The organism is Amycolatopsis benzoatilytica AK 16/65, assembly GCF_000383915.1.
GTDB classification, from domain to species: Bacteria; Actinomycetota; Actinomycetes; order Mycobacteriales; family Pseudonocardiaceae; genus Amycolatopsis; species Amycolatopsis benzoatilytica.
The window spans coordinates 6,589,726-6,607,436 of record NZ_KB912942.1 but is presented as its reverse complement, the minus strand read 5'-3'; the positions used below and the strand labels follow the sequence as shown (position 1 = coordinate 6,607,436).

The window sequence follows — 17,711 nt, the reverse complement described above, 5'->3', positions numbered from 1 at the left end:
GTTGCAGGGGCATAGCTGGGCGCCGACCCCGTCGATCGGATCAGCAGTGAACGTGGGAACCATCCCGGCGGTCCCCGACCCGCACCGCAGCCAGTGGTGTGGTGGGAAGGCTCGTCGTCAGCCGATGCTGCCGGGGTGGGACGGAGGACCCGTAGTAGTCCGAGATCGGGAAAGCCGGTCACATGGCGAAGGGGTCCAGCGTGTTCGCAGCACGGAAGCAGGACGAGGAGTGCGCTGGTGAATATCGGCGATCCGTGGCCCGACCTCGACGAGGCGGAACTACGGGTACTCGCGATGCAGAGAAAGCTGCACCATTGGGCGAAGACCGATCCTGAACGACGCTTCGATGATCTCCACAATCTCGTCTATGACCCGTTCTTCCTCGTGGTCGCGTGGGAACGGGCGCGGGACAACAAGGGTGCACGCACCGCTGGGGTCGACGGGATCGCTCCGCGATCTGTCGGCTTCGGCGCCGGGGAACTGCTGTCGCAGCTACGAGCGCAACTCAAGACCGGGCAGTTCGTTCCCCAGCGGGTGCGGAAGAAGACGATTCCGAAGGCGTCGGCAAGATCCGGCGTCTCGGGATCCCGACGACCGCCGACCGGGTCGTGCAGGCCGTGGTGAAGTTGGTGCTCGAGCCGATCTTCGAGGCGGACTTCCAGCCATGTTCCTATGGTTTCCGTCCGAGGCGCCGAGCCCAGGACGCGATCGCCGAGATCCATTACCTCGCCTCACCGACTCGGAACTACGAGTGGGTGTTCGAGGCCGATATCGCGGCGTGTTTCGACGAGATCGACCACACCGCGCTCATGGCGCGGGTGCGTGGACGTGTCTCCGACAAGCGGGTTCTGGGTTGGGTGGCGGCGTTCCTGCGGGCCGGGATCCTCTCCGAGGACGGTCTCAACCGCGAGACGACCACCGGTACTCCGCAGGGCGGGATCCTGTCACCGCTGCTGGCCAACATTGCCTTGTCCGTGCTGGACGAGCACTTCGCCCGACAGTGGGCGGCGCTCGGCCCGGAGTGGACACGCGCCAAGCACCGCCGCGGCGGCGGTCCGGTTATGAAACTCGTCCGCTACGCGGACGACTTCGTAGTCATGATCGGTGGCCGACGCGAGCATGCCGAAGCGTTGTGGGGCGAGGTTGCCGCGGTGCTCGCACCGATGGGCTTGCGCCTGTCGGTGGAGAAGACCAGGGTCTGCCACATCGACGAGGGGTTCGACTTCCTGGGCTGGCGCATCCAGCGCCGGGCCTGGCGGAGCCGAACCGGCAAGCGGGCGGTCTACACCTATCCGTCGAAGAAGGCGTTGGCCTCGATCGTGGACAAGGTACGGACGTTGACCCGCCGGGAGAAACATCGAACACTCGCAGACTTGCTGCGCCGGTTAAACCCGGTGTTGCGAGGCTGGTGCACCTATTTCCGGCATGGCGTGTCCGCGCGGACGTTCGGCTATGTCGACCATTTCGCCTTCTGGCGGATAGTCGCGTGGCTCCGCAAACGCCATGTCGGGTTGAACATGCACACCCTGGTCCGGCGTTTCCTGCCCGGTTGGCAGATTCGCGCCGGGAAGATCGAAATGTTCCGGCCAACAACGGTCGCGATCGTTCGCTACCGCTATCGGGGCGTCAAGATCCTCACACCATGGTCGAGTCCGCCCAGGATCATGTCGCCGGTGGCATGAACGCGTGGAGAGCCGGATGCGGTGGAAGTCGCACGTCCGGTTCGGAGGGCGGGCCCCGGAAACCCATCAGCAGAAATGCTGACAGGGCGCCGGGGTCCGACCCCTACACCGAACACCCCACCGAGGAAGCCGCGTCTACTGTGCCGCGGTCATGGACGCCTATTCCCGACTCGTCATCGGCTGGTCGATCGCCGGCCATATGCGCACCGAACTGGTCACCGACGCCCTCGGTATGGCCATCCTGCGCCGCCAGCCGGAAAACGACACCACTATTCTACATTCCGACCACGGCTCGCAATATACCTCGTGGGCGTTCGGGCAACGCCTCCGTAATGCCGGTCTGCTCGCGTCCATGGGTACAGTCGGCGACTGTTATGACAATGCCATGATGGAATCGTTCTGGGGAACCCTTCAGCTTGAGCTTCTCGACTCGAGAACCTGGAGAACACGCGACGAACTTGCCAATGCGATATTCGAATGGATAGAGTGCTGGTACAACCCGAAACGGAGCCACTCCAAGATCGGGATGCACAGCCCCGCCACGTTCGAGGCCGTCAACCGGCCACCAGACGCGGCGACCTGACCCCACACCCGCCGTGTCTGGCGAACGGGGAAGCTCAGGAGGCGTGTGGCGGGTGGTCGGTTTCCGGCGGTGGTGTGGGGTCGATGGTAGTTGTAGTGGATGTTCCAGACGTTCAGGGCGTCGGTGCGTTGCTGCTCGGAGGTCCAGATGCGGGCGTAGAGGAGTTCCTCGGCGAGGATGCGGTTGTAGCGTTGGACTTTGCCGTTGAGCCGGGGTGTAGGGCGTGATGCGCTGATGCCGGGCTCCTTCACGAAGCCCGCAATTCCCCCGACGCCAGCCGAGCAGATCCCGACCGAGGAGACCCGTCGCCAGCGGTGGGAGGAGGTGTGCCCGCCAGATCGGTGCCGCCCCTCCCCCGCTACCACCCAGAACTCGGCGGGTGAGGAGAACGATCAGCCGATACCTCCCCCGGCCGCGGCCCCGGCCGGACTCCCAGACGCTCTGGGAGCGCGCTGGAGGTCGCACGGCGCGAGGGTCGGGCGACCCCGGCCCCGGCCGCGGCGCCGTCGCCCCCGCTGGTGACGGTTGAGCACCCCTCCGGACATCGATGAGCGGCCATCGATGTCCTGGCCGGTTGACCGACAACCCCGGCGCCGTCGTCGACCTGAGTGCTCGGTCAGCCAGGCTCAGTGAGCCGGGCCCAGCTCTTGCGCACCACGGCGAGCGCGTCGGCCGCAGTCACGGTCAACCGCACCTGGCCGCCGAGGTCGCGCCGCCACCGATCCTCGGAGGGGGCTTCGCTGAAGGCGGCGGGGTCGGGTCTGCGGTTCGTCGGCCCGACCCTGGCGTATAGGTCGGCGGCCTCCTCGGTCAGGTGGCCGCGCTCCGCGAGTGCCCACAAGTCCCAGAGATCGCGCGCTGCGGCCCGGTCGTGCCACGCCGCGGTCTTCGCGGCGACGAACCCCGCTGCGGTCGGCACCGTGAGCACGGCCGCTGACGCGTCGGAGTAGCGCTGTACGAGATCGAGCTCTTCGGTGGGCCATCGCGGGTAGCCAACGGCGTTGAGGAGCTGAACGCGGACGGCCAGGCCGTCAGGCGAGTGCAGGATCGCGGGATCGGTGTCGCGGCCGCCGATAAGCGAGGGAGCCCAGGTCAGGCCGGGGTACTCGCGCCGCAGGGCTCGCGGAATGGCCCGGTCCAGCCGCTCGGCCACCTCCGTTCGGCGGCCGACGGCAATCAGGTCCACGTCCTCGGACAGCCGACCGTCGGGCACCAGGCTGCGCGCCAGCGCGGTGCCTCCGAAGAAGATCACAGAGTCTCTCGCCGTGGCGCTCACCGCTGCGAGCAGGTGGGAGATCAGGTGATCCCGGCGGACCTGGGTCTCATCGACCCCGAACCGAGAGGCGACCTCCCGCAATTCATCGGGGGCGAGCACCTCACGCCGCCCCGCGATGGTGTGCGAGGGCCTGGTCGACTGCCCGGCGCCGGTGCTGCGCCGTGGCCAACTCCCGCAGCAGCTCGGCGTCGGCCCGCGGGATCAGCGCAGCGATCGCCTCCCGGGCCGCGTCCGGTGCACCGCCGAGATCGGGTCGGGCAATGAGATCGAGCACGGTCTGCTCAACGGTGGTCACCCACCCCTGGCCCAGCTCGGTGCGATGCCGCTGCACGTCCAGCCGGCCCACGTCACGCCGCACGAACAGGACCTCGGCCTCGCGGTCGGTCAAATGCAAGGTGCGGCGATGGCGCTCGACAGCCACCACGGCGACGTTGAGAGCCCGCGGGATCGCCGCGTGGACGCGGGCGGCACTGATCCCCATCAACGCCACCTCCTCGGTCCGCCCCCCCGCAGCAGCGATCGCGAGCGCGGCGGCTTCTAGCGGCGGCAGCCAGTCGCTGCCCACGGCATCGTCAGGGACGGCAGCGAACAGGCCCGGGGCGAGCCGGTGCAGCGCCCCGCGTCGTTCCAGCCGAGCGAAGTCGGCTCGGGGGTTGGCGTAGACGTGCTGGGCGTCGATGGGGCGCAGCACGCGCCCCCGGTTGAGCAAGGCCGGCGGAACCCGCGCGGCAACATGACCCGCCACTACTGTCACCTCCGTAGTTCTAAACACTACGATAGTGACAGTCTTGAGGAAGACCGGGGTCGAAGGCGCCTCAGTCAAGCCGTACCACGGGAACGGGCACCTCATGCCCGCCCGCCGGAACCGAGCCCAACCCCAGCGTAGTCAATCGAGCGATCTCCAGTGACCCCCCCGTCGGCCGGACACCTCACGGTCCGCAGTGTGAGGCAGCCCGGCATAGGCAGGGCCGGGGCTCGTGCCAGCACGAAGTCTGATTCGGGGCGGGGTCACGGCGGGTGTGTGTGGTTCTCGTATGGCCCAGCAGCGGTACCTGATCGGCGGTGGGCGGGTAGTTGGTGGCGCCGCTCGGTGGCGAGCGTGGGGTTGATGCCGAAGCCCGCCTGATCGGGTGATGCCGGGCTGGCAGCGGGGACTCTGTGTAGGAGTTGCCCCGAGCGACTGGACCGGATCAGGGATCCGAGGGTCAGGTTGCTGGGTCGATCCGGGTGAACGCGGACAGTGTGTTTGATTGAGCAATGATTTGTGGGGTAGCCGGCAGCACGTGGCTCTTACGGGGGCTTCTCGGGGCCATTCAGTGTTTGCTAATGTCTTCTTCAAGATCTTTCCCCGTGGAGGTAGTGCCCAGCCAATTCGGTTCGGGGCCCTGGGGGCGACGAACATTTCTTGCGGGTGCCGCGCTGCCCCGTGGCCGTTGTTGTCTCTTAGCTTTGGACAGAATGGAAATGGGGTCGGTTATATGAGAACGCTGGATGTCGCACCCGAGGCGCGGTCTGCGGGTGAAGTGTTGGCATGGAGCCGAGGTGTGGCGGAGCCGGCGTTGCGTGAGGCGGTGCAGCGCTTGCCGGTGTCGATGCGGCGGATCGCTGGATATCACCTGGGTTGGTGGGACGCCGACGGTGCGGCTGTTCGCGGCGAGGGCGGCAAGTCGGTCCGGGCGGCGCTGGTGTTGCTGTCGGCCGAGGCTGCCGGTGGCGATGCCGGCGCGGCGGTCGCGTCGGCGGTGGCGGTGGAGCTGGTGCACAACTTCTCGCTGCTCCACGACGACATCATGGACGGGGATCAGACTCGCCGGCACCGCCCGACGGCCTGGCGCGTGTTCGGCGTGGCCAACGCCATGCTGGCCGGCGACGCCATGCTCGCCCTGGCCGGCAAGGTGATCGCCGACGTCCCGGCGGCCGCGGAGCGCCTGGCCGGATGTGCCATCGAGTTGTGCGACGGGCAGAGCGCGGATGTCGCGTTCGAGAACCGCGTCGATGTGGGTTTAGAGGAATGCACGGCGATGGCCGGCAGCAAGACCGGTGCGCTGCTGGGCTGCGCCTGCGCGTTGGGCGGGCTGAGCGCTGGGGCCGAGCCGGCCGCGGTCGCCCACTTCGATGATTTCGGTCGCCAATTGGGGCTGGCGTTCCAGCTCGTCGACGATCTGCTGGGAATCTGGGGGAATCCGGCCACGACCGGAAAACCCGTCTATTCCGATTTGGCCAGTCGCAAAAAGTCCCTGCCGGTGGTCGCCGCGCTGACATCGGGCAACGCTGCGGGCCGCGAGCTCGCCCGCCGGTATGCCAGCGACACGCTGGCGGACAGCGATCTGCCTCACCTGGCCGATCTGATCGATGCGGCCGGTGCCCGTGATTGGGCCCGGCACCGGGTCGACCACCACCTGCGCGTCGCGACCCGGTCTCTGGAGCGGGTCGCCCGCGCACCGCGCGCTCGGGCTGACCTGCTCACGCTGGCCCGCTTCATCACCTGCCGTGATCACTGACCGAGGAGCGCGCTCCATGACGCCGCTACGCCCACCGTCCGTGGCGACCTTCGCCCCGGTCACCGCGCTCGCAGGCGAGGCCAGTGTGGCCACCACGGTCCGCCTGCCCGACCAGACGCGATGGGACTGTCCCGCGGCCCCGCTGCTGGTCGGCGCCCTGCGCCGCCGGGGCATGACGACCCATGCCGCCCCGCTCGACGTCCGCGCGGCGGGGCCGGGTGAGGGGTGCAGCGCGTTCGTGGCCACGATCCGCGGCGCCGACGGGCGGCGGCTGGGCCTGGCCGCCTCGGCCGTCCGCGGCGGAGCCCCCGAGCTCGCCGCGCGCGATGCGGTGGTCGCGGCACTGGCCGCGTGCCGGCCGCGCACCGTGCTGCTCGCCTCGCCCCGCTCCTTCTGCGCCGGGGTGGAACGCGCGATCGAGATCGTGCAGCGGGCCCTGGACCAGCACGCCGGTCCGGTGTACGTACGCAAACAGATCGTGCACAACGCCCACGTCGTGACTGAGCTGGAACGCCGCGGAGCGGTGTTCGTCGACGAGCTGGACCAGGTGCCCGACGGGGTCACCGTGGTGTTCTCGGCTCACGGGGTGTCCCCAGCGGTGCGCGCGGAGGCCGACCGGCGGGGCCTGGACGTGATCGACGCGACGTGCCCGTTGGTGTCCAAGGTGCACGCCGAGGCGCGCCGGTTCGCCGCGCGCGGCGACACCGTGGTGTTCATCGGCCACGCCGGACACGAGGAAGTCGAGGGCACCCTCGGCGAAGCCCCCGACTCCATGATGCTGGTCGAGACCGCCGAGGAAGCCCAACGGCTGCAGGTGGCCGACCCGGAAAAGGTGTCCTACCTGACCCAGACCACCCTCGCCGTCGACGCGACCACCGAGGTGGTGGAGGCGCTGCGGGCCCGGTTCCCAGCGCTGGCCGGGCCCGCCTCGGACGACATCTGCTACGCCACCACCAATCGACAACGGGCCGTGTCCGGTGTGTTGGCCGATGCCGACCTGCTGCTGGTCGTCGGCTCGCCGAATTCCTCGAACTCGGTCCGCCTGGTGGAGCTCGCCCACCGGCAGGGGGTACCGGCGTACCTCATCGATGACGCCACGGACATCGACCTGGCCTGGCTGAGCGACGTCGGCACCGTCGGTCTCACCGCCGGCGCTTCCGCACCCCCGCTGCTGGTCGACCAGGTCGTCGCGGCGCTGTCCGGGCTCGGCCCGATCCAGGTGGAAGAACGCACCGTCGCCGAGGAGAACATCCGCTTCGCGCTCCCGGACAAGGTGGCCCACCCATGAGCACCCTGCTCGAGAAGGTGCACGACCCGGCCGATCTGCGCCGGCTGGCCCCACACCAGTTGCCGGTGCTGGCGCAGGAGATCCGACGCTTTCTGGTGGAGAAGGTATCCGCGGCCGGCGGCCACCTGGGCCCGAACCTCGGGATGGTGGAGCTGACCATCGCGCTGCACCGGGTGTTCGACTCTCCGCAGGACACGATCGTGTTCGACACCGGCCACCAGACGTACGTCCACAAGATCCTCACCGGGCGGCGCAAGGGGTTCGACGTGCTGCGGCAGGCCGGCGGCCTGTCCGGCTACCCGAGCCGGGCCGAATCGGCGCACGACCACATCGAGAACTCCCACGCCTCCGCCGCGCTGGCCTACGCCGACGGCCTGGCCAAGGCCTACCGCCTCACCCGGCAGGCTGATCGCAGGGTGGTTGCCGTGGTCGGGGACGGGGCGCTCACCGGCGACATGGCCTGGGAGGCGCTGAACAACCTCGGCGGTGCACCGAACCGGCCCGTCGTCATCGTCGTCAACGACAACGACCGCTCCTACGCCCCCACGGCAGGCGGCCTCGCCCACCACCTCACCGCACTACGCGACAGCGGCCGCGGGACCAACGTGTTCACCGACCTGGGCCTGGCCTACCTGGGGCCCGTCGACGGCCACGACGTCGGCGCCTGCGAACGGGCGCTGCGTCGCGCGGGCTCGATGGGCCGGACAGTGGTGGTGCACTGCGCCACCCGCAAGGGCCACGGCTACGCCCCCGCCGAGGCCGAGACCGCCGAACTCATGCACGCCGTCGGCGTGCTCGACCCCGCCACCGGCGCAGCCACACCCGCGCCGCGGACCTGGACCGACGTCTTCTCCGAGGAGATCTGCGCGATCGGGACCGAACGCGACGACATCGTGGCGATCACCGCCGCGATGCCCGGCCCCACCGGGCTGGCCCCGTTCGGGCAAAGGTTCCCGCACCGCTTCTTCGATGTCGGCATCGCCGAACAGCACGCCGTCGCCTCCGCCGCGGGGCTGGCCATGGCGGGCCTGCACCCGATCGTCGCCATCTACGCCACCTTCCTCAACCGCGCCTTCGACCAACTCCTGATGGACCTCGCCCTGCACCGCCTGCCGGTCACCCTGGTGCTGGACCGCGCCGGCATCACCGGTCCCGATGGACCCAGCCACCACGGGATGTGGGACCCGGTCATCCTCGGCGCGGTACCTGGTCTGCGCCTGGCCGCCCCCCGCGACCCAGCCACCCTGCGGGAACTGCTGCGCGAGGCGGTGTCCGTCACCGCCGGCCCCACCGTCGTGCGGTACCCCAAGGCCAGCGCCGGCCCTGACATCGCAGCGCCCACCCGGATGGATGGCCTCGACGTCCTGCACCGCGGCCGGCGCAGGTCGCTGGACGTGCTGATCGTCTCCTACGGCGCGCTCGCCCCGGTCTGCCTGGACGCCGCCCGCCGACTGGACGAGCACGGGATCGGGGTCACCGTGGCCGACCCGCGCTGGGCGCTCCCGGTCAACCCGGCGTTGGTGCACCTGGCCGCCCGCCACGACCTCGCGGTCACCGTCGAAGACGGCAGCCGCACCGGCGGCCTGGGTGCCGCTCTCGCCGCGGCCTGTGCGGACGCCGACGTCGCCACCCGCGTGCGCACCCTGGGCCTGCCGCTGGCGTTCCTCGATGCCGGCCGCCGCGCCGATCTGCTCGCCGCGCACGGCCTGACCGGCCAGGGGATCGCCGACACGATCCTGAGCGCCCTCGAGACGACCACGCCCACCGGCCTGGTCACGATGAACGGAGCCGTGTGATGACCGTCGTCGCGCTGGGCAAGCCCACGGTGCCACGGGCCCGGCGCCACTCCCGCCGGATCGACGTCGGTGGCGTGCCGGTCGGCGGCGGCGCCCCGGTCAGCGTGCAGTCCATGACCACCACCCCGACCGCGAACGTCGACGCCACCCTGCAACAGATCGCCGAACTCACCGCGGCCGGCTGCCAGATCGTCCGCGTCGCCGTCCCCAGCCAGGACGACGCCGACGCCCTCCCCACCATCGCCCGCAAATCACCGATCCCGGTCATCGCCGACATCCACTTCCAACCCAAGTACGTCTTCCAAGCCATCGACGCCGGCTGCGCGGCCGTCCGCGTCAATCCCGGCAACATCAAGAAATTCGACGACAAGGTCCGCGAGATCGCCGCAGCAGCCGCGGCCGCGAGCGTCCCCATCCGCATCGGCGTCAACGCCGGCTCCCTGGACAAGCGCCTCCTCGACAAATACGGCAAAGCCACCCCCGACGCACTCGTCGAGTCCGCACTATGGGAATGTTCACTATTCGAAGAACACGGCTTCACCGACATCAAAATCTCCGTCAAACACCACGACCCCCTCATCATGGTCGACGCCTACCGGAAGCTCGCCGACCGCTGTGACTACCCGCTCCATCTGGGCGTCACCGAAGCCGGCCCTCCGCCGCAGGGCACGATCAAGTCCGCCGTTGCCTTCGCCATCCTGCTGGGCGAGGGCATCGGCGACACCATCCGCGTCTCCCTCTCCGCGCCCCCCGTGGAAGAGGTCAAGACCGGCGCCCAGATCCTCGAATCACTCGGCCTGCGCCCCCGCCGACTCGAGATCGTCTCCTGCCCCAGCTGCGGTCGCGCCCAAGTCGACGTCTACGAACTCACCCGGCAAGTCCAAGCCGCCTTCGCAGATTTCCCCCACCCCTCCGCGTCGCCGTCATGGGCTGCGTGGTCAACGGCCCCGGCGAGGCCCGCGAAGCCGACCTCGGCGTGTCGGCCGGTAACGGCAAAGGCCAGATCTTCGTCAAAGGCCGCGTCGTCGCCGTCGTCCCCGAGCACAAGATCGTTGACACCCTCATCGACCACGCCCTCCGACTCGCCGAGGGCGGCGACCGCCAGGAGCGACCATGAGCAACCCGACCATGGCCCCCACAGCCCCGCTGCCGGACATGGCAGTCCCGTTCCCCCCGCGTCGCCACCCGGACATCGATCAGATCGAGCGCGACGCCATGGACTGGGCCGCCGGGCGCGTGTCCGCGGCCATGCTCGAGCACTTGAGCAAGACGAGGGCGGGGCACATCGTGGCCCGCATCGCCGATCCCGGCGCGCCTAGGGCGCTGCTGGACGCCTACACGCGGTTCCTGGTGTGGGGGTTCTGGTTCGACGACCAGTTCGTCGACGACCTTCCCGCTGACTCGCCCCTGCACGTCCCCGCGATCGCCTCGGTGATGGGCATCCTGGACGCCGGCCACGGCGCCGGCGCGGCCGGCGAGGCGATGGGTCTTCCAGCGCATGTTGCTGATTCCGCCGCTGGATCGGCTCCCCACTCCAGGCAACCACGCCTCCCTCCGCGCACGCACTCGCATGCGCCGCACCTGCGACCGGATCATCGCCGGGCGGCGCGCCGACGGCACCGACCACGGCCTGACCGACGCGGAAATCAGCGACACGATCATCGGCGTCTTCCTGGCCGGGACGGAGACCACCGCAAGTGCCCTGGCGTGGGCGCTGGAGTTGCTGGCCCTGCGCCCCGGGATCCAGCAGAGGCTGCACACCGAGGTCGACACCGTCCTGTGTGGAGCCCCGGCCACGCACACCGACCTGCCCCGCCTGGCACTGACCGAACGCATCATCACCGAAGCTCTCCGACTGTACTCCCCGGGCTGGTTCGTGACCCGCACGGTCACCGAAGACACACACCTGGGCAAATACCCACTACCCGCCGGTACCAGCGTCGCCTACAGCCCCTACCTCATCCACCACCGACCCGATCTCTACGCCAACTCCGAAACCTTCGACCCCGACCGCTGGAACCCGAGACACCCCCAACCACCACCAGGTCCGCCCCGCACTGGGAGCAGCACTGAGACCGCGTGAACTCCGGATGCAGCCAACACCTCGGCAGAGGCGTCGGCTTGCGGTCCAATATGGACAGTAGGACTCAATGCGATGTCCGCGCCGCTGCCGCGCGCAAGGCCGGAGGGCTGAACTCTTTCAAGGAGGACGTTGTGCCGAACGTCGAGACGGGCATGCTGCCCAAGCAGTACCAGCGCACCAGCACCCCGGATATCAACCCCGCGTGGCAGGAGGCAGAGAATGCCTTCGTATCCTACGCCCGCAAGACCGGGATGCTCACTGGGCAAGCGGACACCACAGTGATGCTGTCCTTCGGGTTCGGCCGGTTCACCGGATGGGCCTACCCGAACATGCCCACATACGAGCTGAACCTGTTGACACAGTGGCATTACTGGCTCACCGTCGCCGACGACGTGGCGGACGCCATGAACAGCCCGCACGACGCCCATCGCCTGCGCCGCCATATCCTGGACGCCACTTCCACCCGCCTGCCGCCCGAACAAGGCGGCCCTGTTGCTGCCTCATTCCATCACTTGTGGTGGCGCACCGCCCCCGCACAAAGCACCGAGTGGCAGCAGCGCGCCCGAGCCTCGCTGGCCCTGTACCTGTCCGCGTGGGCATCCCAGTCCGACAACCGGTCGCGTGGACACATCGTGACGACTCACGAGTACATCGACATTCGCCGCCGCGCCGTCGGCCTGGACATCAACACGGATGTCCTTGAAGCGGTGCACCACATCACGCTTCCCGCACCCTTGTTCGCCACCAGTTCATTCAGAGAGCTGCGGAACTGCTTCGTGGACGCCAACGCCTGGTTCAACGACTACTACTCCTACGAGCGCGAAGCGACATCGGGCGAAAACCACAACCTGGCCATCGTCCTCGCACACAACCAGCGCATGCCCCCGGGACAGGCCCTGGACCGCGTCCTGGAAATGATCAACACACGGTTGACGACCTTCCTGCAGATCGAGCGTGAACTCCCCGATCTCGTCGCCGCCTTGGGCTACCCAGACGAGGTCGCCACCGAGGTCCTGCGATACACCCAAGCCCTGCGGGACTACACCTACGGACACGTCGCGTGGTCCTCGACCAGCACCCGGTACAACGACCAGCAACTGCGCGCAACCGAATGGAACCGGGCGCACCACAGCAACGACCATCCAGCCCGCACCGAATGACCAACGGCAGGACAAACCACAGCACTATCCTGCGAAGGCCCGCCCTATGTGTCAGAGGCGGTCGCTCGTGAAACAACCGGCCGCCGAGGGCCCCACCTGCGGCGATCATGTTCCATGCCGATCACGCCGCGATAGCTGTCGAGTTGGTTCACAATTTCTCGCTGGTCCACGACGACGTCATCGACCGGGACGTCACTCGGCGGGGCCGGCCCACGGTGTGGGCCGCATACGGGGAGCCGGCCGCGGTGCTGACCGGGGATGCGCTCATGGCGCTTGCGTTTCAGGTACTTGGACGAGGCCAGCATGCCCGTCTGGTGCCCCGGCTGTGCCGGGCCGTGCAGGATCTCGTCGAGGGCGAGGCCCTCGACGTCGCGTACGAGACCTGTGAGGACGTGTCAGTGGCCGACTATGTGCAGATGGCGCGGCTGAAGACCGGTGCCCTCTTCGGTGCAGCCTGTGCATTGGGGGCGGCTGCGTGCGGTGCCGATCCTGTGGTCGCCGATCACCTTGATCGGTACGGGCAGGCGTTGGGGTTGGCGTTCCAGATCAGCGACGACCTGCTCGGCCTGTTCGGTGATCCGCGCCGGACCGGCAAACCGGTCGGTGGAGATCTTCGCCAACGTAAACGGACATACCCGGTGCTGGCTGCGCTCTCCTCGCCCCACCCGGCCGCTGCCCGGCTCACCGAGGCATACCGAGACATCAAGGACCTTGAGCCGGCTGAGCTAGCTGAGCTCACGGTGCTGATCGACGAGACCGGCGCGTGTGCCGCAGCGCGTCTGACTGCCCGTGAGGCCATCGACCAAGCCGAGGCTCATCTGCGCGCGGCCGTACCGAATCCAGCCCGGACGGCGTCGCTGCGCGCCTTGGGCGCGCTCGTTGTCGACCGCAGCCGGTGAATGGGGGCATTGCTGTGACTGCGCTGAGGCGTCTCTTCGCCCGTGCCGGCACCACCGCCGCCCGCGTGGACACGCGGGCGGTTCGTTCGCCGGCACAAGGGTATCGAAGCTTGATTGTGCGGGAGTTTCGGCTGACCAGTCGGATGCTCGCCCACAATATGCTGCTGGTCCTGCTACCCACGGTGATGTTCGCTCTTGCCGCTGCTGCCTACACCCACGCCAGTATCCTTGGCATGGCCGCTGGCGTCGGAAAGGCGGCGCTCCTGAGCATGTTGTTCGGCTATGTTTTCGACAGTTCGAACCAGGCCCTCGGAGCGGAAGAGGACCGCCGGAACAAGCCCTACCGCCCGATCCCAGCAGGGCTTACCGATGAACGTGGGCTCATGCTGCGGTTCGTTGCCGCGATGCCCGTGTACACCCTGGTCGGGTGGCTGCTCGGCGCGCTGCCGTGGGTACTGCTGTTCCAACTCAGCATCATCGCGCAGCTTCTGTGGGCTTCCCCCCGCTACTACATGTGGTGGAAAACTCCGGCCAACATTTCCGGCTCGCTCACCCAATTGGCGACCGGCTGGAGTGTTGTCGCCGCGCTGGACTCCACGGCATGGACGTGGATCGTCACGATCTCGATCTACCTCCCGATCACGGGCGTCTACGAAGATGTGCGTGACGCTGAAGGCGACCTTGCCGTCGGTCGGCGCACCGCGCCGCTGGTGTTCGGGCCCACGCCGATCCGCTGGTGGTTCGCTGTGTTGGCGCTCCTGCTTCCCCTTGTCGTCTACGTCCTACTGGTCCACCCGGCCAGAGCAGCGCTGTGGCGCGAACTGCTGGCCCTCGGCGTGATCACGATCCTCGCCTGGTGGTGCGCCGCGCGAGCCTTGGCCTATCGCAACACCCGCGCCGACCGGCTCACCTACCAGTTATTCACCCTTACCTGGGCGATGTGCCTTGCGGCGGCTCCGCTGCTGTGGTGGTAGGCCGATCCGGTGATAGGCCGTGGGCTGGCAGCGGCGCATCGCCCGCTGGATGGGCCTGGGCAGCCGGTTGCGGCGTCACGCCGCCCACCACCAGGGTGCGCTTCAGGTGAGGTTCCCCCGCTTTGCCGGAGTCTTTGGTGTGTCCCGGGTTTGACAGAGCCTGATTGTTGGGTTCTTATGCCACTTGATCTTGTGAGGGTGGTATGGGACGACGTGGGTATCCGCCGGAGTTCCGGCGGAAAGTACTGGACCTGATCGAGGCTGGCCGCAAGGTCGCCGATGTGGCGGACGATCTGCGGATCAGCGATCAGACGATCTACACCTGGCGGCGACAGGACCGGATCGACCGGGGCCTGGAGCCCGGGTTGACCAGCGCGGAGAAGGCCGAGCTGACCGCCGCGAAGAAGAAGATCGCTGGGTTGGAGGCCGAGTTGGCGGTGCATCGACGAGCGACTGAGCTGCTCAAGAAGGAGGCGGTGCGCCCAAAAGCCCGGTACGCCGCGATCGCGGCGATGACTGAGGAGGGTTTGCCGGCCCAGCTCGCGTGCCGGGTGCTGGGGGTGTCGGAGTCGGGGTTCTACGCCTGGCGATCCCGATCACCGTCGGCCCGATCGATCCGGCATGCCTGGCTGACCGACCTGATCACCGAGATCCACCAGAACTCTCAGGGTCGCTACGGTGCTCGCCGCGTGCACGCCGAGCTGAGGCTGGGGCGTGGGATCCTGGTCGGTCACGGGGCAGTAGAGATGCTGATGCGCCATCTTCGAGTTCCTCGAGATCTGGCACAACCGCCAACGCCGTCACAGCCGACTGGGATGGTTGACTCCGATAGAGTTCGAGAACACAACCGTCGTGGCATGAAAATCCACCAACCCGACTCCACGAAACCCGGGGCAGACCACTTCGAAGACTGGTTCGATCTTGAGAACCAGGAAGGAAGGCACTGGTGCCGGCACCGAAGAAGTACCCCGATGAACTGCGCGAACGCGCCGTCCGCCTCTATCGGGAGTCTGACCCGCGGCCCTCGTTCCGCACGCTGGGCGAGCAACTGAACGTCCACCCCGAGGCCCTGCGCAACTGGGTCCGCCAGGCCGAGGCCGACGACGGCCAACGACGTGATCGGCCGACCACCGACATGCTGGCCGAGAACCGCCGGTTGGCGCGCGAGAACGCCGAGCTGCGGCGGGTCAACGAGGTCCTGCGCGCGGCGAGCGCCTATTTCGCCAGCGAGATCGGCCCGACCCGGAGGTGGTCATGAGCTTCATCGACGCCCATGACTTCCCCGCCGGTCTCGTACTACGGGTCCTCGGCGTGCCGACCTCGACCTACTACGACTGGCGCACCCGCCAGGGCGCTCCGTCGCGGCGGCAGCTCGACGACGCCGCCCTGCTCGAGCAGATCGTGAAGATCCGAGCCGTGAACGAGTTCGCCGCCACCTACGGCTCCCCGAGGGTCTGGCTCGAGCTGCGCCGCCAGGACGTACGAGTCGGACGCAAACGCGTCGAACGCCTCATGCGTGAACATGGCCTGCAGGGCGCGCACCTGCGCCGCGGCTGGAAACACGGCTGCACTCGCCAGGGCCCGTCGCACCGGCCCGCGCCGGACCTGCTCGAACGCGACTTCACCGCGCCCGCCCCGAACCGCGTCTGGGTGGCCGACCTGACCGGCATCGTCACCGGCGAGGGCGTGCTCTGGCTCGCGTCGATGCGCGACGCGTTCTCCAACCGGGTCGTCGGCTGGGCCACCGACCCCCGCGCCACCACGACGCTGGTGCTGACCGCGCTCAACCATGCCCTGCGTTCCCGGAACCTCCGCACCGGTCAGTTGATCTTTCACAGCGACAAGGGAGCTCAATACACGGCGCTGCGGTTCATCCAGCGGCTGGTCGACGCCGGGGTCGCACCCTCGACCGGGTCCACTGGGGACAGCTACGACAACGCTCTGGCCGAAAACCTGTGGTCGACGATCAAGATCGAGCTGTTGTACTGGCCGGGTACGACCTTCGCCACCCGCATCGAGGCCGAGCACGCCCTGATCCGCTACCTGGACGGCTGGTACAACCCCCGCCGGATCCAGGCCCGCCTTGGCGGGCTCTCACCCGACGAGTACGAAGACACCTACCATCGCGCCCAGTGCGACGATCACAGATAACCCGGACTCCGGCGAACCGGGGGAAGCTCACCGAGACGGCTCGCCGATGATCTTGACCATTCAGGCGAGGTGAGCTGCGGAAACGTCGCCATCGGAAACAGTGTTACGTGATCACTGCCGCACTGGGGCCGGGACGTGCGGATCGTCGGTGCGCCGTGCAACCATCGGCCCACCTGTGACGGAGGCTTGTTCGCCACGGTGATCGACGGCATCACCGAACACGAGGGGCAACTGTCGGCACTGCTACCGGGTCAGCGGGAACTTCGCCGTGCCATCGGGAAGGAAGACCCCGAAGTCCTGTTCGTCCCCTGGCTCGTCCCATCCGGAGAACCAGACGTAGGGGATCTTCTCCTGAAGCAGCCACGGGACAGCCTCGTTGAAGTACTTCTCCTGGTTCTCCAGGCTGGCCACGGCCTCTCCGAAAGTGGGCCCGGCTGAGGGCCAGCCGGTTTCGGTGACCACGAGCGGCTTGCCGCTGGTTGCCTCCCGGGTTGCGTAGACCGCATGCTGCAGTGTCGTGAGGCCTTGGTCGATGGGTTTGCCTTGCCTGTGGGGGAAGACGTTCAGCCCGACGAAGTCGCACACCCCGCTCACGCCAGCGTTCGCCCCGTCGACCCAGGATGTCCAGGGTTCGGACGTGCCGACCGGAACATCAGCACGGTATTTGATTTGCACCATGCCCTTGACCTCATAGATCATCTCGGCGAGGACATGTGGGCGGAGCTGGTTGCCGTAGAGGGTTTCGTAGCCCACCGAGACGGTGTTGATCCAGTCGGACCCAAAAGCCCGGATCAAGTTTTCCAGCGCGCTCACCTCCCAACGGAATTGGTCCTCGCTCGCGAATAGGACAACATTGACCTTGAGTCCGGTTGCCTCGGCGGCGGGCACAAGGTTCCTCAGCGTGTCGCAGCCGCTCGTGGGGAACGTTGTGCTGACTGTCTGCGCGAGGCGTTCGACCTGCTTCAGCGCGTTGAGCCGCACTGTTGCCTCCTCGGTGGTTATGCAGGAGCCGTCCTGCTGTCGAGCGCTCCATGCTGCCCCGCCGAACATCGGCATGACCAATGCCTGGGGCGCCGCATGCACGTCGGTGGCTGGCACTATCGCGACAAGGGTGCAGGCGACCAGCACCACGCGAAAGCACCGCTTGATTCGGATGATCATGAGTTGATATTACTTCCAGGATTGACGGGTGGACTCGGATTGCACCCGATGTGGTGGATCGATGGAGCGGGCGGGTGTAGCAACGACACCCATCATCCTATTTCCGCTGTCGCCTGAGGCCATCCTTGTGATGGCTCACGACTATATCGCTCCGCGA

Annotated in this window: 15 protein-coding genes and 3 pseudogenes; 14 read left to right on the top strand and 4 right to left on the bottom strand. The window is 67.9% G+C overall.

Translation table 11 applies throughout. From position 1 onward, the window contains the following. Positions 1 to 237 precede the first annotated feature (237 nt). The 3 genes and pseudogenes from AMYBE_RS46425 to AMYBE_RS42650 form a co-directional block, all read left to right on the top strand. Positions 238 to 624 (top strand): hypothetical protein, encoded by a 387-nt coding sequence (locus tag AMYBE_RS46425; protein WP_245573276.1) that lies wholly within the window; start codon positions 238 to 240, stop codon positions 622 to 624. Further along, on the top strand, positions 609 to 1,682 hold the full coding sequence (locus tag AMYBE_RS42655) for a reverse transcriptase domain-containing protein (RefSeq protein WP_245573275.1): 1,074 nt from the start codon (positions 609 to 611) through the stop codon (positions 1,680 to 1,682). The genes AMYBE_RS46425 and AMYBE_RS42655 overlap by 16 nt, the downstream gene beginning before the upstream one ends. 136 nt (positions 1,683 to 1,818) lie before the next feature. Beyond that, a pseudogene (locus AMYBE_RS42650) lies at positions 1,819 to 2,265 on the top strand (IS3 family transposase); the annotation flags it as partial. Between the two features lie 41 nt (positions 2,266 to 2,306). On the opposite strand, the pseudogene AMYBE_RS44310 reads toward AMYBE_RS42650, so the two are convergent. From AMYBE_RS44310 to AMYBE_RS0130615, 3 genes and pseudogenes are all read right to left on the bottom strand, one after another. After that, positions 2,307 to 2,505 (bottom strand): annotated as a pseudogene (locus AMYBE_RS44310) (integrase core domain-containing protein); the annotation flags it as partial. Between the two features lie 376 nt (positions 2,506 to 2,881). Beyond that, positions 2,882 to 3,640 carry a nucleotidyl transferase AbiEii/AbiGii toxin family protein gene (locus AMYBE_RS0130620; protein WP_027928182.1) on the bottom strand — a complete coding sequence of 253 codons (759 nt, stop codon included), beginning with the start codon at positions 3,638 to 3,640 and terminating at the stop codon, positions 2,882 to 2,884. Between the two features lies 1 nt (position 3,641). Continuing rightward, the gene (locus AMYBE_RS0130615; protein ID WP_245573274.1) at positions 3,642 to 4,295 is read right to left on the bottom strand and encodes a hypothetical protein; all 654 of its coding nucleotides are present in this window, start codon (positions 4,293 to 4,295) and stop codon (positions 3,642 to 3,644) included. A gap of 724 nt (positions 4,296 to 5,019) precedes the next feature. Here AMYBE_RS0130615 and AMYBE_RS0130610 point away from each other — a divergent pair. The 11 genes and pseudogenes from AMYBE_RS0130610 to AMYBE_RS0130545 all read left to right on the top strand — a co-directional run bounded on the left by AMYBE_RS0130610 (position 5,020) and on the right by AMYBE_RS0130545 (position 16,393). Beyond that, positions 5,020 to 6,042 carry a polyprenyl synthetase family protein gene (locus AMYBE_RS0130610; protein WP_027928181.1) on the top strand — a complete coding sequence of 341 codons (1,023 nt, stop codon included), beginning with the start codon at positions 5,020 to 5,022 and terminating at the stop codon, positions 6,040 to 6,042. 16 nt (positions 6,043 to 6,058) lie between these two features. After that, positions 6,059 to 7,330, top strand: coding sequence for a 4-hydroxy-3-methylbut-2-enyl diphosphate reductase (gene ispH / locus AMYBE_RS0130605; protein WP_034287388.1), 1,272 nt, complete (start codon positions 6,059 to 6,061; stop codon positions 7,328 to 7,330). After that, a complete protein-coding gene (locus AMYBE_RS0130600; protein WP_020663204.1) occupies positions 7,327 to 9,126 on the top strand; it encodes a 1-deoxy-D-xylulose-5-phosphate synthase in 1,800 nt (599 codons plus the stop codon). Before ispH ends, AMYBE_RS0130600 begins: the two co-directional genes overlap by 4 nt. Continuing rightward, a pseudogene (gene ispG / locus AMYBE_RS43705) lies at positions 9,126 to 10,243 on the top strand (flavodoxin-dependent (E)-4-hydroxy-3-methylbut-2-enyl-diphosphate synthase). Before AMYBE_RS0130600 ends, ispG begins: the two are co-directional and overlap by 1 nt. 381 nt (positions 10,244 to 10,624) lie before the next feature. Next, positions 10,625 to 11,209 carry a cytochrome P450 gene (locus tag AMYBE_RS42645; protein WP_020663198.1) on the top strand — a complete coding sequence of 195 codons (585 nt, stop codon included), beginning with the start codon at positions 10,625 to 10,627 and terminating at the stop codon, positions 11,207 to 11,209. 131 nt (positions 11,210 to 11,340) lie between these two features. Continuing rightward, positions 11,341 to 12,369, top strand: a complete 1,029-nt coding sequence (locus AMYBE_RS0130565; RefSeq protein WP_020663197.1) for a terpene synthase family protein — start codon at positions 11,341 to 11,343, stop codon at positions 12,367 to 12,369. Between the two features lie 107 nt (positions 12,370 to 12,476). Beyond that, positions 12,477 to 13,268: a polyprenyl synthetase family protein gene (locus tag AMYBE_RS42640; protein WP_020663196.1), complete on the top strand. Its 792-nt coding sequence runs from the start codon at positions 12,477 to 12,479 to the stop codon at positions 13,266 to 13,268. A gap of 14 nt (positions 13,269 to 13,282) precedes the next feature. Continuing rightward, complete coding sequence (locus AMYBE_RS0130555; protein ID WP_154676343.1) at positions 13,283 to 14,242, top strand: UbiA family prenyltransferase; 960 nt, start codon at positions 13,283 to 13,285, stop codon at positions 14,240 to 14,242. 203 nt (positions 14,243 to 14,445) lie between these two features. Further along, on the top strand, positions 14,446 to 15,294 hold the full coding sequence (locus tag AMYBE_RS47010; protein WP_084470201.1) for a transposase: 849 nt from the start codon (positions 14,446 to 14,448) through the stop codon (positions 15,292 to 15,294). Further along, positions 15,189 to 15,500 (top strand): transposase, encoded by a 312-nt coding sequence (locus AMYBE_RS0130550; RefSeq protein ID WP_020663194.1) that lies wholly within the window; start codon positions 15,189 to 15,191, stop codon positions 15,498 to 15,500. The genes AMYBE_RS47010 and AMYBE_RS0130550 overlap by 106 nt, the downstream gene beginning before the upstream one ends. Next, positions 15,497 to 16,393 (top strand): IS3 family transposase, encoded by an 897-nt coding sequence (locus AMYBE_RS0130545; RefSeq protein WP_020663193.1) that lies wholly within the window; start codon positions 15,497 to 15,499, stop codon positions 16,391 to 16,393. Before AMYBE_RS0130550 ends, AMYBE_RS0130545 begins: the two co-directional genes overlap by 4 nt. 243 nt (positions 16,394 to 16,636) lie before the next feature. Here the strand turns inward: AMYBE_RS0130545 and AMYBE_RS0130540 are convergent, their stop codons facing one another. Continuing rightward, positions 16,637 to 17,554, bottom strand: a complete 918-nt coding sequence (locus AMYBE_RS0130540) for a glycosyl hydrolase family 17 protein (protein WP_020663192.1) — start codon at positions 17,552 to 17,554, stop codon at positions 16,637 to 16,639. Positions 17,555 to 17,711 lie beyond the last annotated feature (157 nt).

Coding starts and splice junctions, on each gene's coding strand:
- AMYBE_RS0130610 (WP_027928181.1), top strand. CDS start 5,020: ATGAGAACGCTGGATGTCGCACCCGAGGCGCGGTCTGCGGGTGAAGTG.
- ispH (WP_034287388.1), top strand. CDS start 6,059: ATGACGCCGCTACGCCCACCGTCCGTGGCGACCTTCGCCCCGGTCACC.
- AMYBE_RS0130600 (WP_020663204.1), top strand. CDS start 7,327: ATGAGCACCCTGCTCGAGAAGGTGCACGACCCGGCCGATCTGCGCCGG.
- AMYBE_RS42645 (WP_020663198.1), top strand. CDS start 10,625: ATGTTGCTGATTCCGCCGCTGGATCGGCTCCCCACTCCAGGCAACCAC.
- AMYBE_RS42640 (WP_020663196.1), top strand. CDS start 12,477: ATGTTCCATGCCGATCACGCCGCGATAGCTGTCGAGTTGGTTCACAAT.
- AMYBE_RS47010 (WP_084470201.1), top strand. CDS start 14,446: ATGGGACGACGTGGGTATCCGCCGGAGTTCCGGCGGAAAGTACTGGAC.
- AMYBE_RS0130545 (WP_020663193.1), top strand. CDS start 15,497: ATGAGCTTCATCGACGCCCATGACTTCCCCGCCGGTCTCGTACTACGG.
- AMYBE_RS0130540 (WP_020663192.1), bottom strand. CDS start 17,554: ATGATCATCCGAATCAAGCGGTGCTTTCGCGTGGTGCTGGTCGCCTGC.